Annotated in this window: 17 protein-coding genes; 8 read left to right on the top strand and 9 right to left on the bottom strand. The window is 44.9% G+C overall.

Features of this window, described 5'->3' with window-relative positions; genetic code table 11:
- Positions 1-258 precede the first annotated feature (258 nt).
- Both polA and AACR09_RS24640 read left to right on the top strand, forming a co-directional pair.
- Positions 259-3072 carry a DNA polymerase I gene (gene polA, locus AACR09_RS16840; RefSeq protein ID WP_193834448.1) on the top strand — a complete coding sequence of 938 codons (2814 nt, stop codon included), beginning with the start codon at positions 259-261 and terminating at the stop codon, positions 3070-3072.
- Positions 3073-3265: 193 nt separating this feature from the next.
- Positions 3266-3313: a hypothetical protein gene (locus tag AACR09_RS24640; RefSeq protein ID WP_438356636.1), complete on the top strand. Its 48-nt coding sequence runs from the start codon at positions 3266-3268 to the stop codon at positions 3311-3313.
- A gap of 266 nt (positions 3314-3579) precedes the next feature.
- Here AACR09_RS24640 and AACR09_RS16835 read toward each other — a convergent pair whose 3' ends face one another.
- Both AACR09_RS16835 and yihA read right to left on the bottom strand, forming a co-directional pair.
- Positions 3580-4179 carry a hypothetical protein gene (locus AACR09_RS16835; RefSeq protein ID WP_017081700.1) on the bottom strand — a complete coding sequence of 200 codons (600 nt, stop codon included), beginning with the start codon at positions 4177-4179 and terminating at the stop codon, positions 3580-3582.
- Between the two features lie 230 nt (positions 4180-4409).
- On the bottom strand, positions 4410-5069 hold the full coding sequence (yihA, locus tag AACR09_RS16830; protein WP_004735573.1) for a ribosome biogenesis GTP-binding protein YihA/YsxC: 660 nt from the start codon (positions 5067-5069) through the stop codon (positions 4410-4412).
- Positions 5070-5217: 148 nt separating this feature from the next.
- Between yihA and AACR09_RS16825 the strand changes: the two genes are divergently transcribed.
- The 5 genes from AACR09_RS16825 to hemN all read left to right on the top strand — a co-directional run bounded on the left by AACR09_RS16825 (position 5218) and on the right by hemN (position 9821).
- The gene (locus AACR09_RS16825) at positions 5218-5835 is read left to right on the top strand and encodes a c-type cytochrome (protein WP_004735574.1); all 618 of its coding nucleotides are present in this window, start codon (positions 5218-5220) and stop codon (positions 5833-5835) included.
- A gap of 557 nt (positions 5836-6392) precedes the next feature.
- Complete coding sequence (locus AACR09_RS16820; RefSeq protein WP_004735576.1) at positions 6393-7031, top strand: class I SAM-dependent methyltransferase; 639 nt, start codon at positions 6393-6395, stop codon at positions 7029-7031.
- Positions 7031-7588, top strand: coding sequence for a Der GTPase-activating protein YihI (gene yihI / locus AACR09_RS16815; RefSeq protein WP_004735577.1), 558 nt, complete (start codon positions 7031-7033; stop codon positions 7586-7588). Before AACR09_RS16820 ends, yihI begins: the two co-directional genes overlap by 1 nt.
- A gap of 6 nt (positions 7589-7594) precedes the next feature.
- Positions 7595-8083 (top strand): DUF2489 domain-containing protein, encoded by a 489-nt coding sequence (locus tag AACR09_RS16810; protein ID WP_017079341.1) that lies wholly within the window; start codon positions 7595-7597, stop codon positions 8081-8083.
- Positions 8084-8429: 346 nt separating this feature from the next.
- The gene (hemN, locus tag AACR09_RS16805; protein WP_004735579.1) at positions 8430-9821 is read left to right on the top strand and encodes an oxygen-independent coproporphyrinogen III oxidase; all 1392 of its coding nucleotides are present in this window, start codon (positions 8430-8432) and stop codon (positions 9819-9821) included.
- Between the two features lie 91 nt (positions 9822-9912).
- Here the strand turns inward: hemN and AACR09_RS16800 are convergent, their stop codons facing one another.
- The 5 genes from AACR09_RS16800 to glnA form a co-directional block, all read right to left on the bottom strand.
- On the bottom strand, positions 9913-12477 hold the full coding sequence (locus AACR09_RS16800) for a bifunctional diguanylate cyclase/phosphodiesterase (protein ID WP_193834447.1): 2565 nt from the start codon (positions 12475-12477) through the stop codon (positions 9913-9915).
- Between the two features lie 109 nt (positions 12478-12586).
- The gene (glnG, locus tag AACR09_RS16795) at positions 12587-13990 is read right to left on the bottom strand and encodes a nitrogen regulation protein NR(I) (RefSeq protein ID WP_193834446.1); all 1404 of its coding nucleotides are present in this window, start codon (positions 13988-13990) and stop codon (positions 12587-12589) included.
- A 122-nt stretch (positions 13991-14112) separates the two neighbouring features.
- The gene (glnL, locus tag AACR09_RS16790) at positions 14113-15189 is read right to left on the bottom strand and encodes a nitrogen regulation protein NR(II) (RefSeq protein WP_017079339.1); all 1077 of its coding nucleotides are present in this window, start codon (positions 15187-15189) and stop codon (positions 14113-14115) included.
- 168 nt (positions 15190-15357) lie between these two features.
- Positions 15358-15927, bottom strand: coding sequence for a DUF4124 domain-containing protein (locus AACR09_RS16785; RefSeq protein WP_193834445.1), 570 nt, complete (start codon positions 15925-15927; stop codon positions 15358-15360).
- Between the two features lie 226 nt (positions 15928-16153).
- Positions 16154-17563 (bottom strand): glutamate--ammonia ligase, encoded by a 1410-nt coding sequence (glnA, locus tag AACR09_RS16780; RefSeq protein ID WP_004735585.1) that lies wholly within the window; start codon positions 17561-17563, stop codon positions 16154-16156.
- 564 nt (positions 17564-18127) lie between these two features.
- Here glnA and typA point away from each other — a divergent pair.
- Positions 18128-19960, top strand: a complete 1833-nt coding sequence (typA, locus tag AACR09_RS16775; RefSeq protein ID WP_004735586.1) for a translational GTPase TypA — start codon at positions 18128-18130, stop codon at positions 19958-19960.
- A gap of 358 nt (positions 19961-20318) precedes the next feature.
- Here the strand turns inward: typA and AACR09_RS16770 are convergent, their stop codons facing one another.
- Both AACR09_RS16770 and AACR09_RS16765 read right to left on the bottom strand, forming a co-directional pair.
- Entirely contained in the window at positions 20319-20849 is a 531-nt protein-coding gene (locus tag AACR09_RS16770) for an AAA family ATPase (protein WP_193834444.1), read from the bottom strand.
- Between the two features lie 20 nt (positions 20850-20869).
- Positions 20870-21511, bottom strand: coding sequence for a DUF2959 domain-containing protein (locus AACR09_RS16765; protein ID WP_017079335.1), 642 nt, complete (start codon positions 21509-21511; stop codon positions 20870-20872).
- Between the last annotated feature and the right edge of the window lie 120 nt (positions 21512-21631).

Genomic DNA, 21631 nt, shown 5'->3' with positions numbered 1-21631 from the left:
CGATCTGTAATTTTATCGTTTATTTTCAGTGGCTTATTTGCGTTTTTTTGTTGGTTTACCTTAGTTCTCAACAGGGTGGGTAAATAATATAAACAGAGTTATCCACAGAACGCTTGTGTCTAAGAACAAAAAATAACAACAAATCGATTATTACGAACACAACCGAGTGAACGGATACAGATCGACAACGTAGAATCCAACCAACAGACGTGGCATTCTTAACAGATAATTTCTGTACTTACTGGATTCACAAACATTATGGCTCGTATTCCTGATAATCCATTGATTCTGATCGATGGCTCTTCTTACCTATATCGCGCGTTCCATGCTTACCCTGGCACCATGAGCAATGGTGATATCCCAACGAATGCTGTTTATGGTGTGGTTAACATGCTACGCAGCATGATGCGTCAATTTGCTTCTGATCGTATTGCGGTTATTTTTGATGCGAAAGGGAAAACGTTCCGTGATGATATGTACCCAGAGTACAAAGCAAACCGCCCACCTATGCCTGACGATCTTCGTTGCCAGATAGAACCATTGCACAATGTGATTCGTGCGATGGGTTTGCCACTTATCTCTATTCCTGGCGTTGAAGCAGATGACGTGATTGGTACGTTGGCTTCTCAAGCTTCTGCGATGGGTATGCCTGTGCTTATCAGTACCGGTGATAAAGATATGGCGCAGCTGGTCGATGACAACGTTACTCTGATCAACACCATGACCAACGTGGTGATGGATCGTGAAGGTGTTATTGAGAAGTTTGGTATTCCGCCTGAGCTTATTATCGATTATCTCGCGCTGATGGGCGATAAAGTGGATAACATTCCGGGCATTCCAGGTGTTGGCGATAAGACTGCGACGGCATTACTGCAAGGTATCGGTAGTATCGAAAAGTTGTATCAAAATCTTGATGATATTGCGGCGCTTGGTTTCCGTGGTTCGAAAACCATGGCTAAGAAGCTAGCTGATAATAAAGACAATGCTGATATGTCTTACCAGCTTGCGACGATTAAGTTAGATGTTGAACTTGAAGAGACACCAGAGTCACTCGTCAAAGCACAGCCAAATATCGACAAGCTGATCAAACTATACGGCCAACTGGTTTTCAAATCTTGGTTGAACGAGCTGCTTGAAGGTGGCAGTGGTGTGGTTGAGGCGGATGAAAGATCTGCAGTAACGGGAGCTGGTTCAGTACGCAGCAGCGCTTCTGCAACAACGTCTACTGTAGAGATGAATACGTCTGCCGTGACGATTGATCGCAGCAACTACGAAACGATTCTAGATGAAGCGTCATTCAATGTTTGGCTAGAAAAGCTTAAAGCAGCTGAATTGTTTGCTTTCGATACTGAAACAGACAGCTTAGATTACATGGTCGCGAACCTCGTTGGCTTGTCATTCGCAACCGAAGAAGGCGTTGCCGTTTATGTGCCGGTTGCTCATGATTACCTAGATGCACCGCAGCAGCTGGATCGTGATTGGGTACTTGAACAGCTTAAGCCGATTCTTGAAGATGATGCTCAAGCAAAAGTGGGTCAAAACCTGAAGTACGATATGAGTGTGCTAGCGCGCTACGGTATCGAGATGAAAGGCATCAAACACGATACTATGTTGGCTTCTTACGTTTTCAATAGCGTAGGTGGCAAGCACGATATGGACAGCCTAGCGCTACGCTTCCTACAGCATAGCTGCATCTCATTTGAGCAAATCGCAGGTAAAGGTAAGAAACAACTTACTTTCAACCAGATTGAGCTGGGTGAAGCGTCTCCATACGCTGCAGAAGATGCTGACGTGACACTACGTCTGCATAACCGCCTGATGGAAAACATCGAGCAAGATGAAAAGCTTAAAACCATCTATGAAGAAATCGAAGTACCTCTGATTCCTGTGATGTCTCGCATTGAGCGTACTGGCGTATTCATCGATGACATGCTCTTAGGGGCTCAATCACAAGAGATTGCGGTTCGTCTGGATGAGTTAGAACAGAAAGCCTACGAGATTGCAGAGCAAGAGTTCAACATGAACTCGCCAAAACAGCTGCAAGCGATCTTGTTTGAAAAAATGGGTCTACCGGTTATCAAGAAAACGCCATCAGGTGCGCCTTCAACTAACGAAGAAGTGTTGCAAGAGCTGGCCCTTGATTACCCGTTGCCTAAGCTGATCATTGAGTATCGTGGTCTTGCGAAGCTTAAGTCGACGTACACAGATAAACTACCGAAGATGATCAACGCTGAAACGGGTCGCGTTCATACGTCTTACCACCAAGCGGTAACGGCAACCGGTCGTTTGTCTTCGACTGATCCAAACCTACAAAATATCCCAATTCGTAATGAAGAGGGTCGTCGTATTCGCCAAGCATTCGTTGCACAACATGGTTGGAAGATCCTAGCGGTCGATTACTCTCAAATTGAATTACGTATCATGGCGCACCTATCGGGTGATAAAGCGCTGCTGGAAGCGTTCCAACAAGGCAAAGATATTCACGCGGCAACGGCTGCTGAGATTATCGGCGTGGCTATTGATCAAGTTACCACTGAACAGCGTCGTCGTGCTAAAGCCGTTAACTTCGGCCTTATCTACGGCATGAGTGCCTTTGGCTTGGCTAAGCAACTGGGGATTCCTCGTGGTGAAGCACAGCACTACATGGACACTTACTTTGAACGCTACCCTGGTGTAATGCAGTACATGGAAGACACACGCAGCGCGGCTTCAGAGCAAGGCTTCGTTGAAACCATTTACGGTCGTCGTTTGCACCTGCCTGAAATCCAATCTCGTAATGGCATGCGTCGTAAAGCCGCTGAACGTGCGGCGATCAATGCACCGATGCAAGGTACGGCAGCAGACATCATTAAGAAAGCGATGCTGTTAGTGGATGAATGGATTCAAGCGGAAGGCGATGGTCGTGTGAAGCTATTGATGCAAGTACACGATGAATTGGTATTTGAAGTTCAAGAGTCAGCTTTAGCCGAAATTGAAAGTAAAGTACAAGAATTGATGGAGTCAGCCGCTGATCTAGAAGTACCGTTAGTCGCGGAAGCAGGCCACGGTGACAACTGGGATCAAGCCCACTAATCAGTTTTTGACCTTATTGAGTGAATTAGTATGAGCCAGTGCACAAACACTGGCTTTTTTTTGTCTCGAATAAAGTTGAGCTGTAAGAAGAATTTAGATGTTTTAATAAAACATTCATGAAAAAAAACTACAAAAATTGTTTTCATTTCTGAGCAATTGTTGTACATTAAATCTTGTAGGGTACAGAGGTAAGATGTTCTATCTTTCAGACCTTTTGTTTCACGTTATTGGATTAGGCTGATTCAGCCGCCCCAGTCAGTATTTGACTGGGGCGTTTTTTCTTGTGCGAAAGAAAAATATTTCTAACCTACTATTACTCCCGTAAACCCGCCCTTTTTAGTGTCTTTTCTTACGCTTTCTCAAGCACAGTGATAAACACCTGATTTGCCTTAGATCTGGAACTCGATCAGCATTTGGTAATTTAAATCCGTCTCTAATTTGATTGTTTTATCATTTAAAATAACTTTTATTTTACAAGTTGCCGATAAAGGATTGATCGCTTACACCTTATTTATCAGTGTATTGAGTGGGTGAATGCTCAATGTAATCCATGATTTCTTGTTGTTTCTCAGTACTGTATTTCAGCGCTTCGGCGGTGATTTGGATGGATTGCGCCATAGAAGAGATATTGTTGGTCGCTTTCACCAAGGTTTGCTGCATGGGTTTTAGGATGAGTAGGTAGATAGCAGTCAAAGCGATAACAATGACAGCGATAACGGCTGCTAACGCAATGATGATCTTGGTCTGAATATCATCCAACAGCATTTGACTGGTCTTTTTAAAGGCGAGTCGAGATTGGTCTAAGGCTTGTGGGAGTTGATTGAGTGATGTCTTGGTTGAGCTCGCAAGCTTGTTGATGCTTTCAACGGTTTGGTTCAGAGCTTGTTGTTGGTCTTCACTAAGGTTGGGGTTGTTGACGATCGCCTGCAAAGATTGCGATATCACCTCAAGAGACTCACTCGCATCTTGAGCGTATTTTTCCATACCATCCAAGTCCAAGGTCATATCAACATTGATCAGTGGGGCTTGTTCTTGTTCTGCTTCAGAGGCGAACCCTGTCAATGAGACCAGCATGAGTGCAATGATGGCCAACGGTGTTTTCCACATGAGTATTCCTTTCTCATTGTTCTGTTTATTTAGATGTGTCTTTTAGTATGGTTCACTTCTCTCGTTTCTAACCGATTAATCTTGTCTTTAATTCTCAAGACTTAGGTTTAACTCACTAATTTTTGGGCAAAAAAATACCCCACCTATATAAGGAAGGGTATTAATAAGGCTAAATCACTTGCTGTAAGTGCTTTAACTTCTAATTATAGATAAAGCTATAGATAGAAGAACTACTCTGAGTCGTTGTGCTCTTCGTCCGCTAGCTCATCAATGATTTGATCAGCAAACACTGGGGCAAACCACTCATCCATCTTGGCACGCAGTTGATCAACGCCGATACCCTTCATTGAAGAGAAGACATCAACCGCAACATCACCACCGAAAGATTTCGCATCATTACGGATTTTCAGTAGCTGTGCTTTACGCGCACCACTTTTCAGTTTGTCTGCTTTTGTTAACAAAACTTGTACTGGGATGCGGCTATCGATAGCCCAGTAGATCATTTGTTGGTCAAGGTCTTTCATTGGGTGACGGATATCCATCAATACCACTAAACCTTTCAGGCTTTCACGTCGTTGTAGGTATTCGCCTAGCGACTTCTGCCATTTTTTCTTCATCTCAAGCGGGACTTGAGCAAAGCCATATCCTGGTAAATCGACGATATGACAACCGTCCGTTACCTTAAATAGGTTAATTAGCTGAGTTCGACCGGGTGTTTTACTGGTTTTCGCCAAGCCTTTTTGGTTTGTAACGCGATTTAGCGCGCTAGATTTACCAGCATTGGAGCGTCCTGCAAACGCAATTTCGATCCCTTCGTCTTCTGGTAAATGACGAATATCAGGTGCACTGGTAATGAAATGCGTGTTTTGATAATGAATTTTTACGCTCACTGTTAACTCCATCTCGACTTTGTGTAGTCGATTGATTACTTTTTTGTGAATTTGTGTAAAATAACCGTGCTCGGCATAAGGTCGCCTATTGTACCATGAGTGGCAACATAGAGTGGTACTGGAAGCTTGATAATTATAATGGAATGTCATGAAGAAATTAGCGCTAATTTTGAGTCTTTTAGCCAGCTGCTCAGTATGGGCTCAAGGTAGTATTGAAGCTGGTAAAGCCAAATCACAAACATGTGTTGCCTGCCACGGTGCTGACGGCAACAGTCTGATCACTCAGTACCCTAAGCTGGCTGGTCAACATGAGAAGTACCTAGAGAAGCAGTTAAAAGAGCTTAAGCTCGGTATGACTAGTGGTGGTAAGCAAGGTCGTAATGAACCTGTAATGGGTGCAATGGCGATGTCTTTATCTGAAGAAGATATGGCTGACCTAGCGGCGTACTACGCATCGCTACCTATCTCTAGTAACTCTACTCCTGAGAACGTAGTAGATGAAGGTAAGGTTCTTTACACCGCGGGTAACGCAGAACGCGGCGTAACGGCGTGTATTGCTTGTCACGGTCCACGTGGTAACGGTACCGAACTTTCTGGTTTCCCTAAGATTTCAGGCCAGCACGCAGATTACATCAAGGCTCAACTTGAGAAATTCCGCGATGGTAGCCGTAATAACGACATGAATGCGATGATGCGTGATGTAGCTAAAAAGTTAACAGACGCAGATATTGATACCTTATCGAAGTACGTTGGTGGTTTACACTAATATGTCGGTTTCTTGCTCTTAGCCAGAGTAAAGAAATGTACGCTCGAGCGAGATTGAAGAGACGCCCCGATCAGTAATGGTCGGGGCGTTTTCTTTTGTATTGGTTTTATTAATATGTTTGTTGCTGATGTCTGATTTATCAATGTGTGATCGATTTGTGTACAAAAGTGTGAGCTTGAACTCTTGTAGTCTTTTTGTAACACGGTAAAGTAACGGCCATCAGCTAGGAGCTGACTTAGATACGGATGGTCATCTAGTCTAACGGTATAGACAGAAACGGATCAGGCTAGGACAGCCCAGCAACAAGGTGTTAGAAAAGGATAGCCAAAACTCATCAGGACGATGAACAACAAACAAATTTGGCATGGAAAGCACCAATAACAAATGGAGATTTGTGTACCAAGTTGAGTATGCAAATTTTGGCCGATATAGGCAGATTTAGAGAGCGATAGGTTTTCCTATCGCTTTTTTTATTGATTTGATGAAAAAACACCCAATACCTCTCCACTATAAACTCAGTTTCTGGTATGTTTCGCATCCCTGTTTAAGGATGTGCTATGTATACTTGTCCCTTATGCCATCACCAAGGCGTGAATCACTATTTTGAAGACAAACGCAGAGCCTATCTGCAATGTCAGCAATGTGAACTGGTATTTGTTAAACCTGAACAAAGGTTAGAAGCAAAAGAAGAGAAAGCACACTATGATCTCCATGAGAACGATCCTAGTGATGCAGGCTATCGCCGTTTTCTATCTCGCATCGCGGATCCACTAACAGACAAAATTTCATCTAACTCACACGGGTTGGATTTTGGTTGTGGCCCAGGCCCTACGCTATCTATTATGTTAGAAGAAGCCGGACACACCATGGAGTTGTACGATATCTATTACCACCCAGAAGCTTCTGTGTTGGAAAAAACGTATGACTTTATGACTGCCACGGAGGTGATAGAGCATCTTTATCACCCAGACAAAGTGTGGCAGCAATGGTTGAATTTAGTTAAACCCAAGGGCTGGATTGGTCTTATGACTAAACTAGTAATAGACGTAGACGCGTTTGCTGGTTGGCACTACAAGAATGACCCGACACATGTCGTCTTCTTTAGTCGTCAAACATTCCAGTTTTTGGCAGAGCGGGATAAGCTCGAACTAGAATTTTTTGGAAATGATGTAATTTTACTGAGGAAAGTGCAGTAATGGGTCGTAGTAAGAAATCAAGAAAACCGGGAGCACTTGGCGCTCCGGAACCTATGGTTACTCGTAACCGTAGTGAATCTGATGTTGAAGGTCGTGAACGTAAGCGTGTTAAAAAGCGCAAAGGCCTTAAGTCTGGCAGCCGCCACTCAGATGGTAGCGAAGCAAAACAGCGTAAAGCTGCACTAGCTCGCGACCCTCGTTTAGGCAGCAAGAAAAAAATCCCGCTGATTGTTGAACCAGCGAAGAAGTCGACGAAACAAGAGCGCAAGCTATCTAACGAACAAGAGTTAGAGATGCTTGAGAATGATGCTCAACTGAACACATTGCTAGATCGTATCGAAAATGGTGAAAACCTAGGTGCTGGTCTGCAGAAGTTTGTTGATGAGAAACTTGATCGTATCGAACACCTAATGGGCCGCTTAGGTCTGCTAGAACCAGAAGACGATGAAGAAGAGATCTTCGAAGAAGCACCGGTTGCATCTAAGAAGAAAGCAAGCTCTGACGAAGACTTGCTATCTCAATTCGAAGATTTCGACTTAGACAGCTTTAAAGGTTAATAGCCAATGAACGTAACCTTATTAGCAATTGCTGGTGGAATTATCATTCTCGGCTTGGGCTCTTACGCAGGTTACCTTCTACTTCAAGTGAAGAAGCAGACGGAGTTGCAAAAGCAGCATCAAGCACTTGCCATTGAAAAACGTAACGCGACGATTTACGAAAACGTAAATACTTTGTGCTTAGCGGGTATTCAAGGCCAGTGTGACTTACCTGAGATCAGTATCCGAGTGTGTATCATTATGGATAACGTTCAGGGTGATGAGCGTGTCGATTTTGATTCTGAGTATCCTGCTCTTTCTGAGCTGTACCATATCGTAAAAGATATGGCTCGCGGAGACGGAAGGCAGGAACTGACGAAGAAAGAGCGCATGCAGCAGAATCTTACACGCCATAAGGCGGAGACTCGCTTGAATGATGCGGTCATTGAAGATTTGAAAAGGTTGCAGGAGAAGGTTAAGCCTCTCAACAACCAAATCAACATTCAGATGATCTAGTCACTAAGACTTTTAAATATAGAGGCTTGTTTAACATTCCGTTTTTAGACGCGCTGCTTTTAATACCTATGTATTTAAGACTTTTCATCTTAAATGCATCTTGTTTTTAAGTCGCCTTATCTTTTAATAGACGATGTTAAATGAGCCTTCTTACCTTTTGCGTCTCGTTAATCCCGATGCTTTGTTAGTGATCAAGCTAGCAGTTCTGAGTTTTTGTCTGAAAAATTGATTTTGTCTTGGAACGACCTTACTGGTCGTGTGGCAAAATAACCCGTCTATATTTTAATGTATGTAAAATGATTTGAGAGACCTTAGGTTCTCGCGGATCTAAATTGGAATTACCGCTATGTCGAGCAAGCCAGTAACAACGAATCAGCAAATCGTTTGGGATCAAGAGATCTTAAACAAGTACAACTATTCGGGACCTCGTTACACTTCATATCCAACAGCGTTGGAGTTTCATGAAGCGTTTACCGTCGCTGATTACGACATGGCGTGTACTCAGTACCCTGAGCGTCCACTCTCTCTTTACGTGCATATCCCGTTCTGTCATAAGCTTTGTTACTACTGTGGTTGTAATAAAGTCATTACTCGTCACTCGCATAAAGCGGATGAGTACTTAGATGTGATTGAACATGAAATCCGCCAGCGCGCCTCTTTGTTGAATGGCCGTGAAGTGACGCAATTGCACTTCGGTGGTGGTACGCCAACGTTCTTGACCAAAACACAAATTACTCGCTTGATGATGATTCTGCGTGAGGAATTTAACTTCACAGCTGACGCTGAAATCAGTATTGAAGTTGACCCGCGTGAGATTGAGCTCGACGTACTTGACCACCTGCGTAACGAAGGCTTCAACCGCCTGAGCATTGGTGTGCAAGACTTCAATAAAGAAGTGCAGAAACTGGTTAACCGTGAGCAAGATGAAGAGTTCATCATTGCGATGGTTAAACGTGCGAAAGAGCTAGGCTTCCGTTCAACCAACCTTGATTTGATCTACGGCCTACCAAAGCAGACTCAAGCTTTGTTCGCGGAAACATTGAAGCAAGTGTTAGAAATGAAACCGGGTCGTTTATCGGTATTTAACTACGCACACATGCCGCAACTGTTTGCCGCACAGCGTAAGATTAAAGATGAAGACCTACCTGAACCAAAAGAGAAAATGGCCATCCTCCAAGATACCATTGAGACTTTAACGGGCGCGGGCTACCAGTTCATTGGTATGGATCACTTTGCTCTGCCTGAAGACGAGCTAGCAGTAGCACAGCGTGAAGGTATTCTGCATCGTAACTTCCAAGGCTACACGACCCAAGGTGAAGCTGACCTAATTGGTTTCGGTGTTTCTGCTATCTCAATGGTCGGTGATGCTTACGCTCAAAACCAGAAAGAGCTGAAGAAGTACTACGCTCAAGTGAATGACCTTCGCCACGCGCTTTGGAAAGGTGTTGCTCTAGACAGTGACGACCTTCTACGTCGTGAAGTGATCAAACAGCTTATCTGTAACTTTAAGCTTGATAAAACCATGATCGAATCTGAGTTCTCGGTTAACTTTAATCGTTACTTCAAAGAAGATTTAGGGCTACTGCAAACCTTCATCAACGATGAGTTGGTTGAAGTCGACGACAAAGAAATCCGCGTGACTTTGCGTGGCCGTTTGTTGATTCGTAATATCTGTATGTGTTTCGATAAATACCTACGTGCTAAGGCTCGCCAACAGCAGTTCTCTCGTGTGATTTAATCGTTCGATTGAGAATAAAAACATAAAAAATGCCAGCATCATGCTGGCATTTTTGTATCTGTGTCTTGCTAACGGAAGACTTTCTACCTGACTAGGTGACACCCTTTTTGGTGCTTTGTTTGGTGCTAGTCAGGTCGGTTGGCCACTGATCAAACGGAACTGGACGACTGTATAAGAATCCTTGAGCCAGTGGGCATTTTAGTTGCTTGAGGAGTTCTGCCTGTTGCTGTGTTTCAACGCCTTCTGCCACTAAGCTCACTTTGAAACCTTTGGTGATGTTAACGATGGCCGCGACGATCGAGCTGTCTAGGTTCTCTTTTTCGAGCTTGCTGACGAAGCTGCGATCGATCTTTAAGCAATCAAATGGCAGTTTGTGTAAATAAGCCAGTGACGAATAGCCGGTACCAAAGTCATCAATTGCAATCGAGATGCCCAATGCTTTTAGCGTCAGCATGTTATCGATGATGGCTGGGTCATTGTCGACGATGCGTGACTCAGTGATCTCTAGTGTTAGGTTGCTTGCTGGTAGCTTGGTGTCACGTAGCGTGCCTTTTACTTGTTCAACAAAGCCACTTTCACTCAGTTGATCGACCGACAGGTTGACGTGAATAGAGAAGTCCTTACTCCATTTTCCTGACTCAATCGCGATGGCTGTATCTCGACACGACTTATGTAGAATTTGCTTGCCGATATCGTAAATCAGCCCGCTCTCTTCAGCGAGAGGAATGAATTCAAGTGGTGAAATTACGCCTTCATCGGTTATCCAGCGTGCTAGAGCTTCAGCCCCAATGGTCGATCCGGATTCTAGATCAATAATAGGTTGATAGAAGGGTTCGAACTGTTGAAGTTCAATCGCTCGGTTCATCCGCGCCAGCATCTTAGTGCGATGTCTTGATGCTTTACCCATCTCAGGGCTGTAAATGCTGACACTAGCTTTGTCTTGTTTTGCGTTGCTCAAAGCAATGCTACTACTACGCAGCAATAGCGCAATGTCGTGGACGTTAGATACACCGACGACTCCCATCGATACCTTAATGACGACACTTTCTGATTCCATTGAAAATGGGGAAGCAAAGGTTTGAAGCAGGCGATTCGTCAGTAGTTGAGCTTCCTCGCTTTGGATGACGTTCGGGGCGTAAATGGCGAATTCATCACCGCCAGTGCGAGCTAATAGGTACTCGGATGGCAATGTGCCTCTTAAACGAGCGGCCGCAATGATAAGCAATTGGTCACCATTGTAATGACCAAGGCTGTCATTGATGTCTCGGAAGCGATCAATACCCACTAAATAAAGTGTGCCTTTTTCGTTTGCTGGGTTTTTCTTGGCAGCGTCGATAAAGCCTTCGCGGCTGTATAGTTTGGTTAATGAGTCATAGGTAAGCTGAGACTGTAATGCTTGAAAGGAAGCCTTTAAGTTGTTGGCCATTTCATTGAATGACTCCACCAACATGCTAGTTTCATAGATATGCCCTGTCTTTGGCATACTTGTGTCCCAATCGCCTTTAGCAAGACGCTTTGCCGCATCCGCTGTTGAAGTGATGGGTTGGGTTACGCGATTAAAGGCAATTAACCCAGCAATGACACCAATGCAACTCAGCGCTAGCCCGAGCAACCAACTGTTTCTTTGGTTTTCAGGTAATTCACCGAGTAGGTTGCTTTCAGGGATCGACATACCAATAAACCAAGTGATGCCGTGCTCATCTTCATAAGGGGTGATCTGGTTGAAGTATCGTTCGTTGTCTAGGCGAAAGCTAAAGCGCTGCACGCCCAAATTATCGATTAGGTGAAATTGGTCTACGTAGCTCGCACTTTCACGTATTACCGGGTTAGCACTCTCTGATGCCAGTAAGCGTTGGCCCTTATTGGTTTTCCCTGTTCCCCAAGAGACCACGCTGCCTCCGCCCGAGTGAGCGACCAAGCGTTGCTGTTTATCAATGATATAAACAGAAGCATCCGTTTTATCTTTGAGTTCTTTGAGAAACGCATTGAAGGTATTGATCTTAATGTCGCTAACGACGACGGCTTTGAATTCGTTGTCATCATAGATAGGGGCGAGGGCAGATAAGGTGATCTCTTGGCGTTCATCTGCATTGGCATAAATTGGCGACCATACAGCCTTTTTTTGCGTCGCAACGGGTGTGTACCAAGGGCGGACTCTCGGGTCGTAACCTGAAATCACAGATCGAATGTCTTCGCTGATCTTGCTGCCACGGTAAATGACCAGCTGATCGTTAGTACGCTCGTCTTGTACCATCAAGGTATAGCCGTTGTTAGCTTCTTTACGAAAACCGACATAGTTACCATCTTCAGAGCCAAAGCCGATCACATCGAGTTGAGGTATAGCAGTGAAATGGTCTGAAAACGTATAAAGAATGTAGTCTTGGACCTTGCTAAGGTTTCCCGCTTGGTAAAGGTGGTGGTAGCCGATGTTATGGCTGAGCGAGAGGTTCGCGTGAAATGGCTTTTCTAAAAAGTTGGACAGGCTTTGATGAACATGGTCAGTAAGTGATGTTAGTTGGCGTGCACTAACATCACTCACCATCTCTTTGTAGCTTTGCTTTTGAGTGAAAACCATTACGCTCATCGTGAACAGAAAAATCATCACGAATGGCAGAACCACAGCAGTTCTCAAGGTAATTTGTGTTTTCAAAGACATCTTTAGCTACAACTTTAGTGAATGGCATACCTTAATTGTACCGACACTATTCAAACCAAGCGACCCTTTTTTGGTTAAAAAAGTAGCTGCATCGAGAGTCATATAAGGTCTAGTACAGTTCTTTTAGTTTACGGGTTAGGGTGTTTCTTCCCCAACCTAAAACCTTGGCTGCATCCTGTTTATGACCATTGGTATGGTTGAGTGCAGCCTCTAGCAGTATACGTTCAAACTCTGGCAGAGCATAAGTTAGTAGCTCTTTTTCTCCTGAATCAAGCGCACATTTTGCCCAATTAGCCAGCAGTTGTTGCCAGTTGTCTCCTGTCCCTGAGGTCGTCACCACTTTTTCTTCCAACAGTTCTGGAGGCAAGTCTGAAGGGAGTATTTCACTGCCGCTCGCCATGACTGTGAGCCAACGACAGATGTTCTCAAGCTGACGTACGTTACCCGGCCAATTTAGCTGATTGAGCTTCATGATGGTCTCTGAGTGCAGTGTCTTCACTTCTACACCAAGCTCTTCAGCGGCGGATGCTAGGAAGTGGTGAGTCAGCTTTTCAATGTCCTGTTTACGTTCGCGCAGTGCCGGAATATGGATTCGGATAACGTTCAGTCGATGGAAAAGGTCTTCACGGAAACCACCGTCATACACCAAGCGCTCAAGATCTTGGTGGGTTGCTGCAACGATACGAACATCAACCTTAACCGCAGAATGCCCACCCACTCGGTAAAATTGGCCATCCGACAAGACACGTAGCAAACGGGTTTGAATATCAAGTGGCATATCACCAATCTCATCCAAAAATAGCGTGCCGCCGTTGGCTTGTTCAAAACGTCCTTGGCGAACACTGTTAGCGCCAGTAAAGGCGCCTTTCTCGTGGCCAAACAGCTCTGATTCGATCAAGTCTTTAGGGATTGCCGCCATGTTTAACGCAATGAATGGCTTTTTAGCTCTTGGGCTGTGACGATGCAGTGCGTGCGCGACTAATTCTTTACCAGTACCAGATTCACCATTAATAAGAACCGAAATGGATGAACGAGACAAACGACCTATAGCTCGGAAAACTTCCTGCATTGCCGGTGCTTCACCGATGATTTCTGGTGCGTTGGTTTCTTCGGCTACTTCGCTGGCTTGTTCTCGCTTTTGCTCTTGGCTGTGTGCGATGGCTCGCTCTACTAGAGTCAGTGTCTCATCAATATCAAACGGCTTAGGCAGATACTCAAAAGCCCCTTTTTGATAAGCGTTCACCGCTGCATCGAGGTCTGAGTGCGCGGTCATAATGATCACTGGCAGGTCGGGAGAGCGTTGGTGAACTTGATGTAACAGCTCAATCCCGTCAATGCCAGGCATGCGAATGTCGGACACCAAAACGTCTGGTGTCTCGCGCTCAAGAGCAAGCAATACGCTCTCAGCATCAGCAAATGTTTCACACTTTATATCCGCAGATGAAAGTGTTTTTTCTACGACCCAGCGTATAGAACTGTCGTCATCGACGACCCAAACGTATCCCTTACTCATAATTCAATTCCTTTGCAGCCAAATCTATTGTGATAATCATTGTTGTTTTTATGATGTCTTTAATCTTTGTGTTACCGAGTTAAGCCTTTCGTCTCGCTGTCCAATCGCGAGGTTCTGTTGACCTAAATGGGTAGGTAAATCGTGAATGTGGTGTTACCCGGCCAGCTCTCAACATCAATTTTTCCATTGTGCTGATCGATCAGGTTTTGAGAAATCGATAGTCCCAGCCCTGTGCCACCCTCTCGTCCGCTGACCATCGGGTAAAACAGCGTGTCTTTTAAATCATCGGGGATGCCGGGGCCGTTATCGCTGATCTCAATGCGCGCTGCGAGTTTGTGTCGCTGCCCATGAATATTGGCTTGATGCACCGTTCTGGTGCGAATGGTGATTTTTCCTGATTCTTGGGCCTTTAAAATCTGCGCCGCGTTGCTCACGATATTGAGCATCGCTTGTTCAACTTGTGCTGAATCCATCAGAATGTCCGGTAAGCTCGGGTCGTAATCTCGTTCGATGGCGAGCGTTGAACCCGACTCGAGTTCTACGAGCTGCCTGACTTTCTCAAGTATCTGGTGTAGGTTCTCTTCTGACTTGGTCCCCGGTTTTTGAGGGCCAAGCAGGCGATCGACTAACGCTCTTAGGCGGTCAGCTTGCTCAATAATGATCTGTGTATATTCATTAAGAGACTGATCAGGAAGCATTTTCCCAAGTAACTGCGCCGCACCTCTTAAGCCACCGAGTGGGTTCTTAATCTCATGTGCTAACCCGCGCACCAACAGCTTAGCTGCTTGTTGTTGTGCGTGTTGGTTGAGCTCTTGGCTGAGGCGTCTTTGCTGGTCTATCTTGCGCATCTCAACCAATAACAGCGTCTCTCGTTGCCAGGAGATTGGGCTAACCGTGACTTCAAGCATCAGTGGGCGGTTATCAACAACGAAGGTAACGTCACTGTCGGTAATGCTCTGGCCACTTTGTAGCGGTTGCGTCAGAAGCGCCAAATCCAGTGAGGCATGTTGGATAAGTTGGCTCAATGGATGATCGACGATGCGTCGCGCGCTTTGTGAAAAGAGTTGTTCAGCCGCCGGGTTGGCGTATCGGACATACAGTTGCTCATCGAGCATCAATGTTGAGGTCACCATATTGTCGAGAATGGCGCTGGAAAGATGATGTGTATCTATGCTGTCGCTTTTGGCTGATCGATTCACTATTTCGTCCTTGAACTGGTGTTTTTCTCACTGCACCAAATTGGTGCGTAGCTAAGTTCAAGTATGGCGCATATCAACCAGAAGCTAAAGATAATTCATTAGAGTCGCTGAAAGCTGCTTCGATTAGGTGAAAAGTAGAGGTAATTCAGTCTCTTTTAACACATTGGCCTACTTGAGCGTCGCTCGATGTAAATACACGGTGACTGGACTAGTAGATGCAATAAGCTTGCCGCTTCTATGTGCTTGAATTGCAATGGTGTGAGTACCTCGGTCGATACCTTTCAGTTCCCAATTCGGTTGGGTTTGTGGGGCGCCATAACGACGACCATCGAGCATCAATTGCAATTGTTCTCCAATACCAAGTTTGCGGCTAAGTTCTATTTGAACAGGGATTAAGCCGCGGTTGCTACGGATGGTTTGGTCATGAACGGGAGTCAGCATGGTGAGGGCTAGTTGAGCTGGCGCCTCACGTTTCGTGCTTTCTGTTTTCTCTTGAGCCTGGGCTGGCGTTGCCGTTTTAGTTGTAGATGAAGCTGCAGCATCAACGGGCGTCGAGGCTTCAAATTTAGGAGCCGGCGCTGACGCTTGCACATCCGGTAGGCGAAGAGATTTGGCATCTTGATCGCTAGGGGTATCACTAAAGTGGAGCACACCATCCTCATCCACCCAGGTATACACTGTTTGAGCAGAGCACGAGAGCGCGACTGTTAACCCGATCAGGAACAGTATATTTTTCATATCTTTAGCCTCTTTTTACCGCTAGGTGATTTCACGTTTGGCGTTGGTTTTGTTATTGATTTTATTGTATTTATAGCAGCAGCCTCTGAGGGCTTTTGTCTAAGGCATGGTACGAGGAAGCAGGGGGAGGGAGTATATAAAAAAGGCCCGCCTGCGAGGCGAGCCTAATATTTAGTCAGCGATTCTTACAAGGTTGCAGTAAGAAATGGCTTATCTCTACAGGAGATTAAACTGAGTAGTACAGTTCAAACTCAAGTGGGTGTGTTGCCATGTTCACGCGTTGTACGTCGTCAGATTTCAGTGTGATGTAAGAATCAATGAAATCGTCAGAGAATACGCCGCCAGCTGTTAGGAACTCACGATCGTCGTCTAGCGCTTTAAGTGCTACTTCTAGAGATTCAGCAACGGTTGGGATTTCAGCCGCTTCTTCTGCTGGAAGGTCGTATAGATCTTTATCCATAGCTTCGCCTGGGTGGATCTTGTTCTTGATACCGTCAAGGCCAGCCATCAGCATTGCTGAGTAACATAGGTATGGGTTCGCTGCTGGGTCACCAAAACGTAGCTCGATACGACGTGCTTTCGGGCTTGGTACTACTGGGATACGGATAGAAGCAGAACGGTTACGTGCTGAGTAAGCAAGCATTACCGGAGCTTCAAAACCAGGTACAAGACGCTTGTACGAGTTAGTTGACGGGTTAGCAAATGCGTTGATTGCACGAGCGTGCTTGATTACACCACCGATGTAGTAAAGCGCCATTTCAGATAGGCCGCCGTACTTATCACCAGCAAACAGGTTAACGCCGTCTTTTGCTAGAGATTGGTGAACGTGCATACCAGAACCGTTGTCACCAACTAGTGGCTTAGGCATGAATGTCGCTGTTTTACCAAATGCGTGAGCAACGTTGTGTACAACGTACTTGTAGATTTGAGTCTCATCCGCTTTTGTTGTTAGCGTGTTGAAGCGAGTTGCGATTTCGTTTTGACCCGCAGTTGCTACTTCGTGGTGGTGAGCTTCAACTACTAGGCCCATCTCTTCCATTACTAGACACATTGCTGAACGGATGTCTTGAGATGAATCTACAGGAGCTACTGGGAAGTAACCGCCTTTAACGCCAGGACGGTGACCTTTGTTACCGCCTTCGATGTCAGAACCTGTGTTCCAAGCTGCTTCTACGTCATCAATCTTGAAGAAAGAACCAGACATGTCGTTTGAGAACTTAACGTCATCAAATAGGAAGAATTCTGGCTCTGGACCAACTAGAACTGTGTCTGCGATACCCGTAGAACGTAGGTATTCTTCAGAACGCTTAGCGATAGAGCGTGGATCACGGTCGTAGCCTTGCATTGTTGCAGGCTCAAGGATGTCACAACGGATGTTTAGCGTTGCATCTTCTGTGAATGGGTCCAGTACAGCTGAAGCTGCGTCTGGCATCATTACCATGTCAGATTCGTTAATGCCTTTCCAACCAGCGACTGAAGAGCCGTCAAACATTTTACCTTCTTCGAAGAAGTCTGCATCAACTTGGTGAGAAGGAATAGAGATGTGCTGCTCTTTACCTTTTGTATCAGTAAAACGTAAGTCGATAAATTTAACTTCGTTCTCTTGGATCAGGGATAGTACATTTTCTACTGACATCTTGGATAACCTCCAGTGTTATTAATTCGGTATTAGCTCGATTCGGTTGAAACTAGCATTGATTAATGTCTATAAGTGCATTAATCGATGCTGATTTATCTATAGCCAAAAACGTGCCAAAAAAATTATTCCATTAATTTCAATGATTTACTTTTTTTCTTGTTTCGTTAACTTTGGTTTTTGCACCAAAATGATCTTCTAATGCACCTTGTTGGTGCAACTGCTTGTCTGTGCACCAATATGAAACATAAGCGAGCACCATTCAGCAATGAATTGCCTAAGTTGTCAATCCACTTTTGTTATTTTGCCGGAGATTTGGCTGTCTATCTTGCGGCTGATGCTTTTTTAGAATCCTACGAATTAGGCTGTTAGATACTGTACTGAATCAAAGTTAAGCGGATATGAATCGCTAATAAAGAAAAAAGCCTTGGTTGAGATCACATATTTCTGGGTTTTTGTCTAAAATCTGGTATATTATTGACCGTTTTTTAAATCAAGCTAGCGGTTATTATCCAAACTTTTGAGATAATTGACGGCTACCTTTTATGAGTGAATCGAGAATCCATGTCTACTCCACAGATTGATAAGTTAAGAAATATCGCGATCATCGCGCACGTTGACCACGGTAAAACGACTTTGGTTGATAAACTACTACAACAGTCAGGCACTCTTGAGTCTCGTGGTGAAGCTGAAGAGCGTGTCATGGATTCGAATGACATCGAAAAAGAGCGTGGCATTACAATCCTTGCTAAGAACACAGCAATTGACTGGAATGATTACCGTATCAACATCGTAGATACCCCTGGACACGCGGACTTCGGTGGTGAAGTTGAACGTATCATGTCTATGGTTGATTCAGTTCTTCTGATCGTTGATGCAGTTGATGGCCCAATGCCTCAAACTCGTTTCGTAACGCAAAAAGCTTTCGCACACGGCCTTAAGCCAATCGTTGTTATCAACAAGATTGACCGTCCTGGTGCTCGTCCTGATTGGGTTATGGACCAAGTATTTGACTTGTTCGACAACCTAGGCGCGACTGATGAGCAACTAGACTTTACTGTTGTTTACGCTTCAGCTCTAAACGGTTGGGCAACAATGGAAGAAGGCGAAGTTGGCACAGACATGGAACCATTGTTCCAAGCTGTTGTTGATACAGTAGAAGCACCTGCAGTTGACCTTGAAGGTCCACTTCAAATGCAAATTTCGCAACTTGATTACAGCTCTTACGTAGGTGTTATCGGTGTTGCTCGTGTTACTCGTGGTTCTGTTAAGCCAAACCAACAAGTAACTATCGTGAATGCTGAAGGCAAAAAACGTAACGGTAAAGTAGGTACTGTACTTGGTTACCTAGGTCTTGAGCGTCACGAAGTAGAACAAGCTAACGCTGGCGACATCATTGCAATCACAGGTCTTGGTGAACTGAAAATTTCAGACACTATCTGTGACGTAAACAATGTTGAAGCAATGGAACCACTGTCTGTTGATGAACCAACAGTAACAATGACTTTCCAAGTAAACACTTCTCCGTTCGCGGGTAAAGAAGGTAAGTTTGTAACTTCACGTAACATCCTTGAGCGTCTTGAAAAAGAATTGGTTCATAACGTTGCACTACGTGTTGAAGAAACTGAAAGTCCAGACCGTTTCCGCGTATCAGGCCGTGGTGAGCTTCACCTTTCTATCCTGATCGAAAACATGCGTCGTGAAGGTTTCGAGCTAGCAGTATCTCGTCCAGAAGTAATCATCAAAGAAGAAGATGGTCAGAAAATGGAACCGTTCGAAACGGTTACTATCGATGTAGTTGAAGAGCACCAAGGTGCGATCATGGAAAGCATCGGTCTACGTAAGGGTGAGCTAACAGATATGGCACCAGATGGTAAAGGCCGTGTTCGCATGGACTTCATGATGCCTTCTCGTGGTCTTATCGGTTTCCAAACTGAATTCCTTACAATGACGTCTGGTTCTGGTCTTATCTACCACTCGTTCGATCACTACGGTCCTTACAAAGGCGGTATCATTGGTCAGCGTAACAACGGTGTTCTAATTTCGAACGCAACGGGTAAAGCACTGACTTACGCATTGTTCTTCCTTCAAGCTCGTGGTCGTCTATTTACAGAGCACGCTGATGAAGTTTATGAAGGTCAAGTAATCGGTATTCACAACCGTTCAAACGACCTGACAGTAAACTGTCTGAAAGGTAAGCAACTAACGAACGTTCGTGCATCTGGTACTGATGAAGCACAAGTTCTTTCTCCACCGATCAAGCACACTCTAGAGCAAGCTCTTGAGTTTATCGATGAAGATGAACTAGTAGAAGTAACGCCACTAAACGTACGTATCCGTAAGAAACTTCTTACTGAAAACGACCGTAAGCGTGCAGCACGTCCAGCTAAGGCTTAATTGCCAGCTGACTAGCTTCTAGCTATCAAGCAATACGTTTTAGAATAAGTAAGAAAGCCCCGAGTAGCCTAGCTGCTCGGGGCTTTTGTTTTATGTGGTGTTGGAGTAGATACGGGTAAACGAGATGCGAGATACGAAGAGCGTGTTCCATATTTATTTATCGAATCGTCATTCCAGAATTGAGGGACGAGATATCTGGAATCTTTCTTTTACGGCATCCAAGAGATTCCCTATCACGTTCGTTCCTCACTGTAGGGAATGACGGAAGTTTGTTTAGATGCGAGTAAACGAGATGCGAGATACGAAGAGCATTTAAGTGTTCGTCATCCTCAAGAGGGAGGGACGACCGAGTGGGGATCTAGCTTTTGATACCTAGGTGGCTTTTAACAAATAGAGCCCGCTCTTCGACTGACATAAATGGCACCTCGACAACCTCATACCCAAGCTCTTGATAGACTCTGACCAACGCGTGGTGAATCTCTAATGCTTCTTCAAAGGGGTAAGGGCGCACTTCATCTTGAATATAAATCGATGCCTCAGGGCGACAGAACAAGGCTTGTGAGTGATAGCCTTGGCTAGCTTCTCGGTAGATTTCGTCAATCTCAAGGTTTGCCTGAGTTAAGTAACCGCAGATATCTGGAATGGCGCGATCGAGAAACGCAACCGGATGCTGGTTGGCCTGTTCCTTTTGTTCATTCATGACAGTGAGACACAGGCGAGCAAAGCCCGGTAGGTCGAACCAAGGTAAGATACCGTTCTCAAGTTGGCTCTGCTGTTCTATTAACTGGCGAGAGGACTCAGCGAAGGTTGGGTAACCCATGTCACCCAAGGCATTAATCAGTGTTGTCTTCCCGGCTCCGGGGCCGCCAGTAATAATGATAGGTTGCATCGTGTTCTTTATCTGTAGCGCTACTTCTGGTTCAGCTGAGCTAGGAACTTATCCGATTCTGCTATTGCAGCATTCATCTGTTCTATCGCGTAGGCGATGTCTTTCTCCAAGCTCATAAATTCGCCTTGCAACGAACCGACAGCACTCGCATTGAGGTTATGCTTTAGATAAAGCGTATTGTCGCGAAGGGTATTGAGTACCGGGTCCATTTTCTTCTCAGCGCGTTTCATTGCTGAAAGCATGGTCTTGTAAGACGATTGGGTTTCTCGCAGTTTTTGTTCACTCGAACGGCGCAGTGAAGCACTGGTGTAGAGGTCTAACTCGCTCTGCCACTCTGCAAACAGCGCATCTGACACGTCTTCAATCGCAGCAATGCGATCACTGACATTTTGTGCCGCTTTCTCGCTGTCTTGGTATTTATCGTTGATTTGGTTGTACATGTCTTCAAGGTCGCCGCCACTGAAATTCGTCAGGCTACTCAAGGCTTCAAGTGCGCTAGTAAACTCTTCCTGAGCATCCTGCTGCGACTCTTTAGCGTCTTCCACTCTATCGACCATAATGTCACGCTTGTGGTAACCCACTTGCTCCATGGCGGAGTAATAAGCTGATTGGCATCCAGTAAGAGTAAAAATAGAGAGGACTATAACTATTAAATAAGGCATCCTAGTTTCCTATAGTTAAATAATATCAATCGTAGTAAATAACTGCTCAACCTAGCTTGTTAAAATGCTCGATAACAGCGTTAGAATTTTTGATTGTAGAATAACTACTTATCAAAAAAC

The sequence above is a fragment of the Vibrio sp. OPT20 genome, from assembly GCF_963889365.1.
Taxonomy (GTDB): Bacteria; Pseudomonadota; Gammaproteobacteria; order Enterobacterales; family Vibrionaceae; genus Vibrio; species Vibrio splendidus.
Note: the sequence above shows the minus strand (reverse complement) of the source record. Positions and strands in the feature narration are given on the sequence as shown.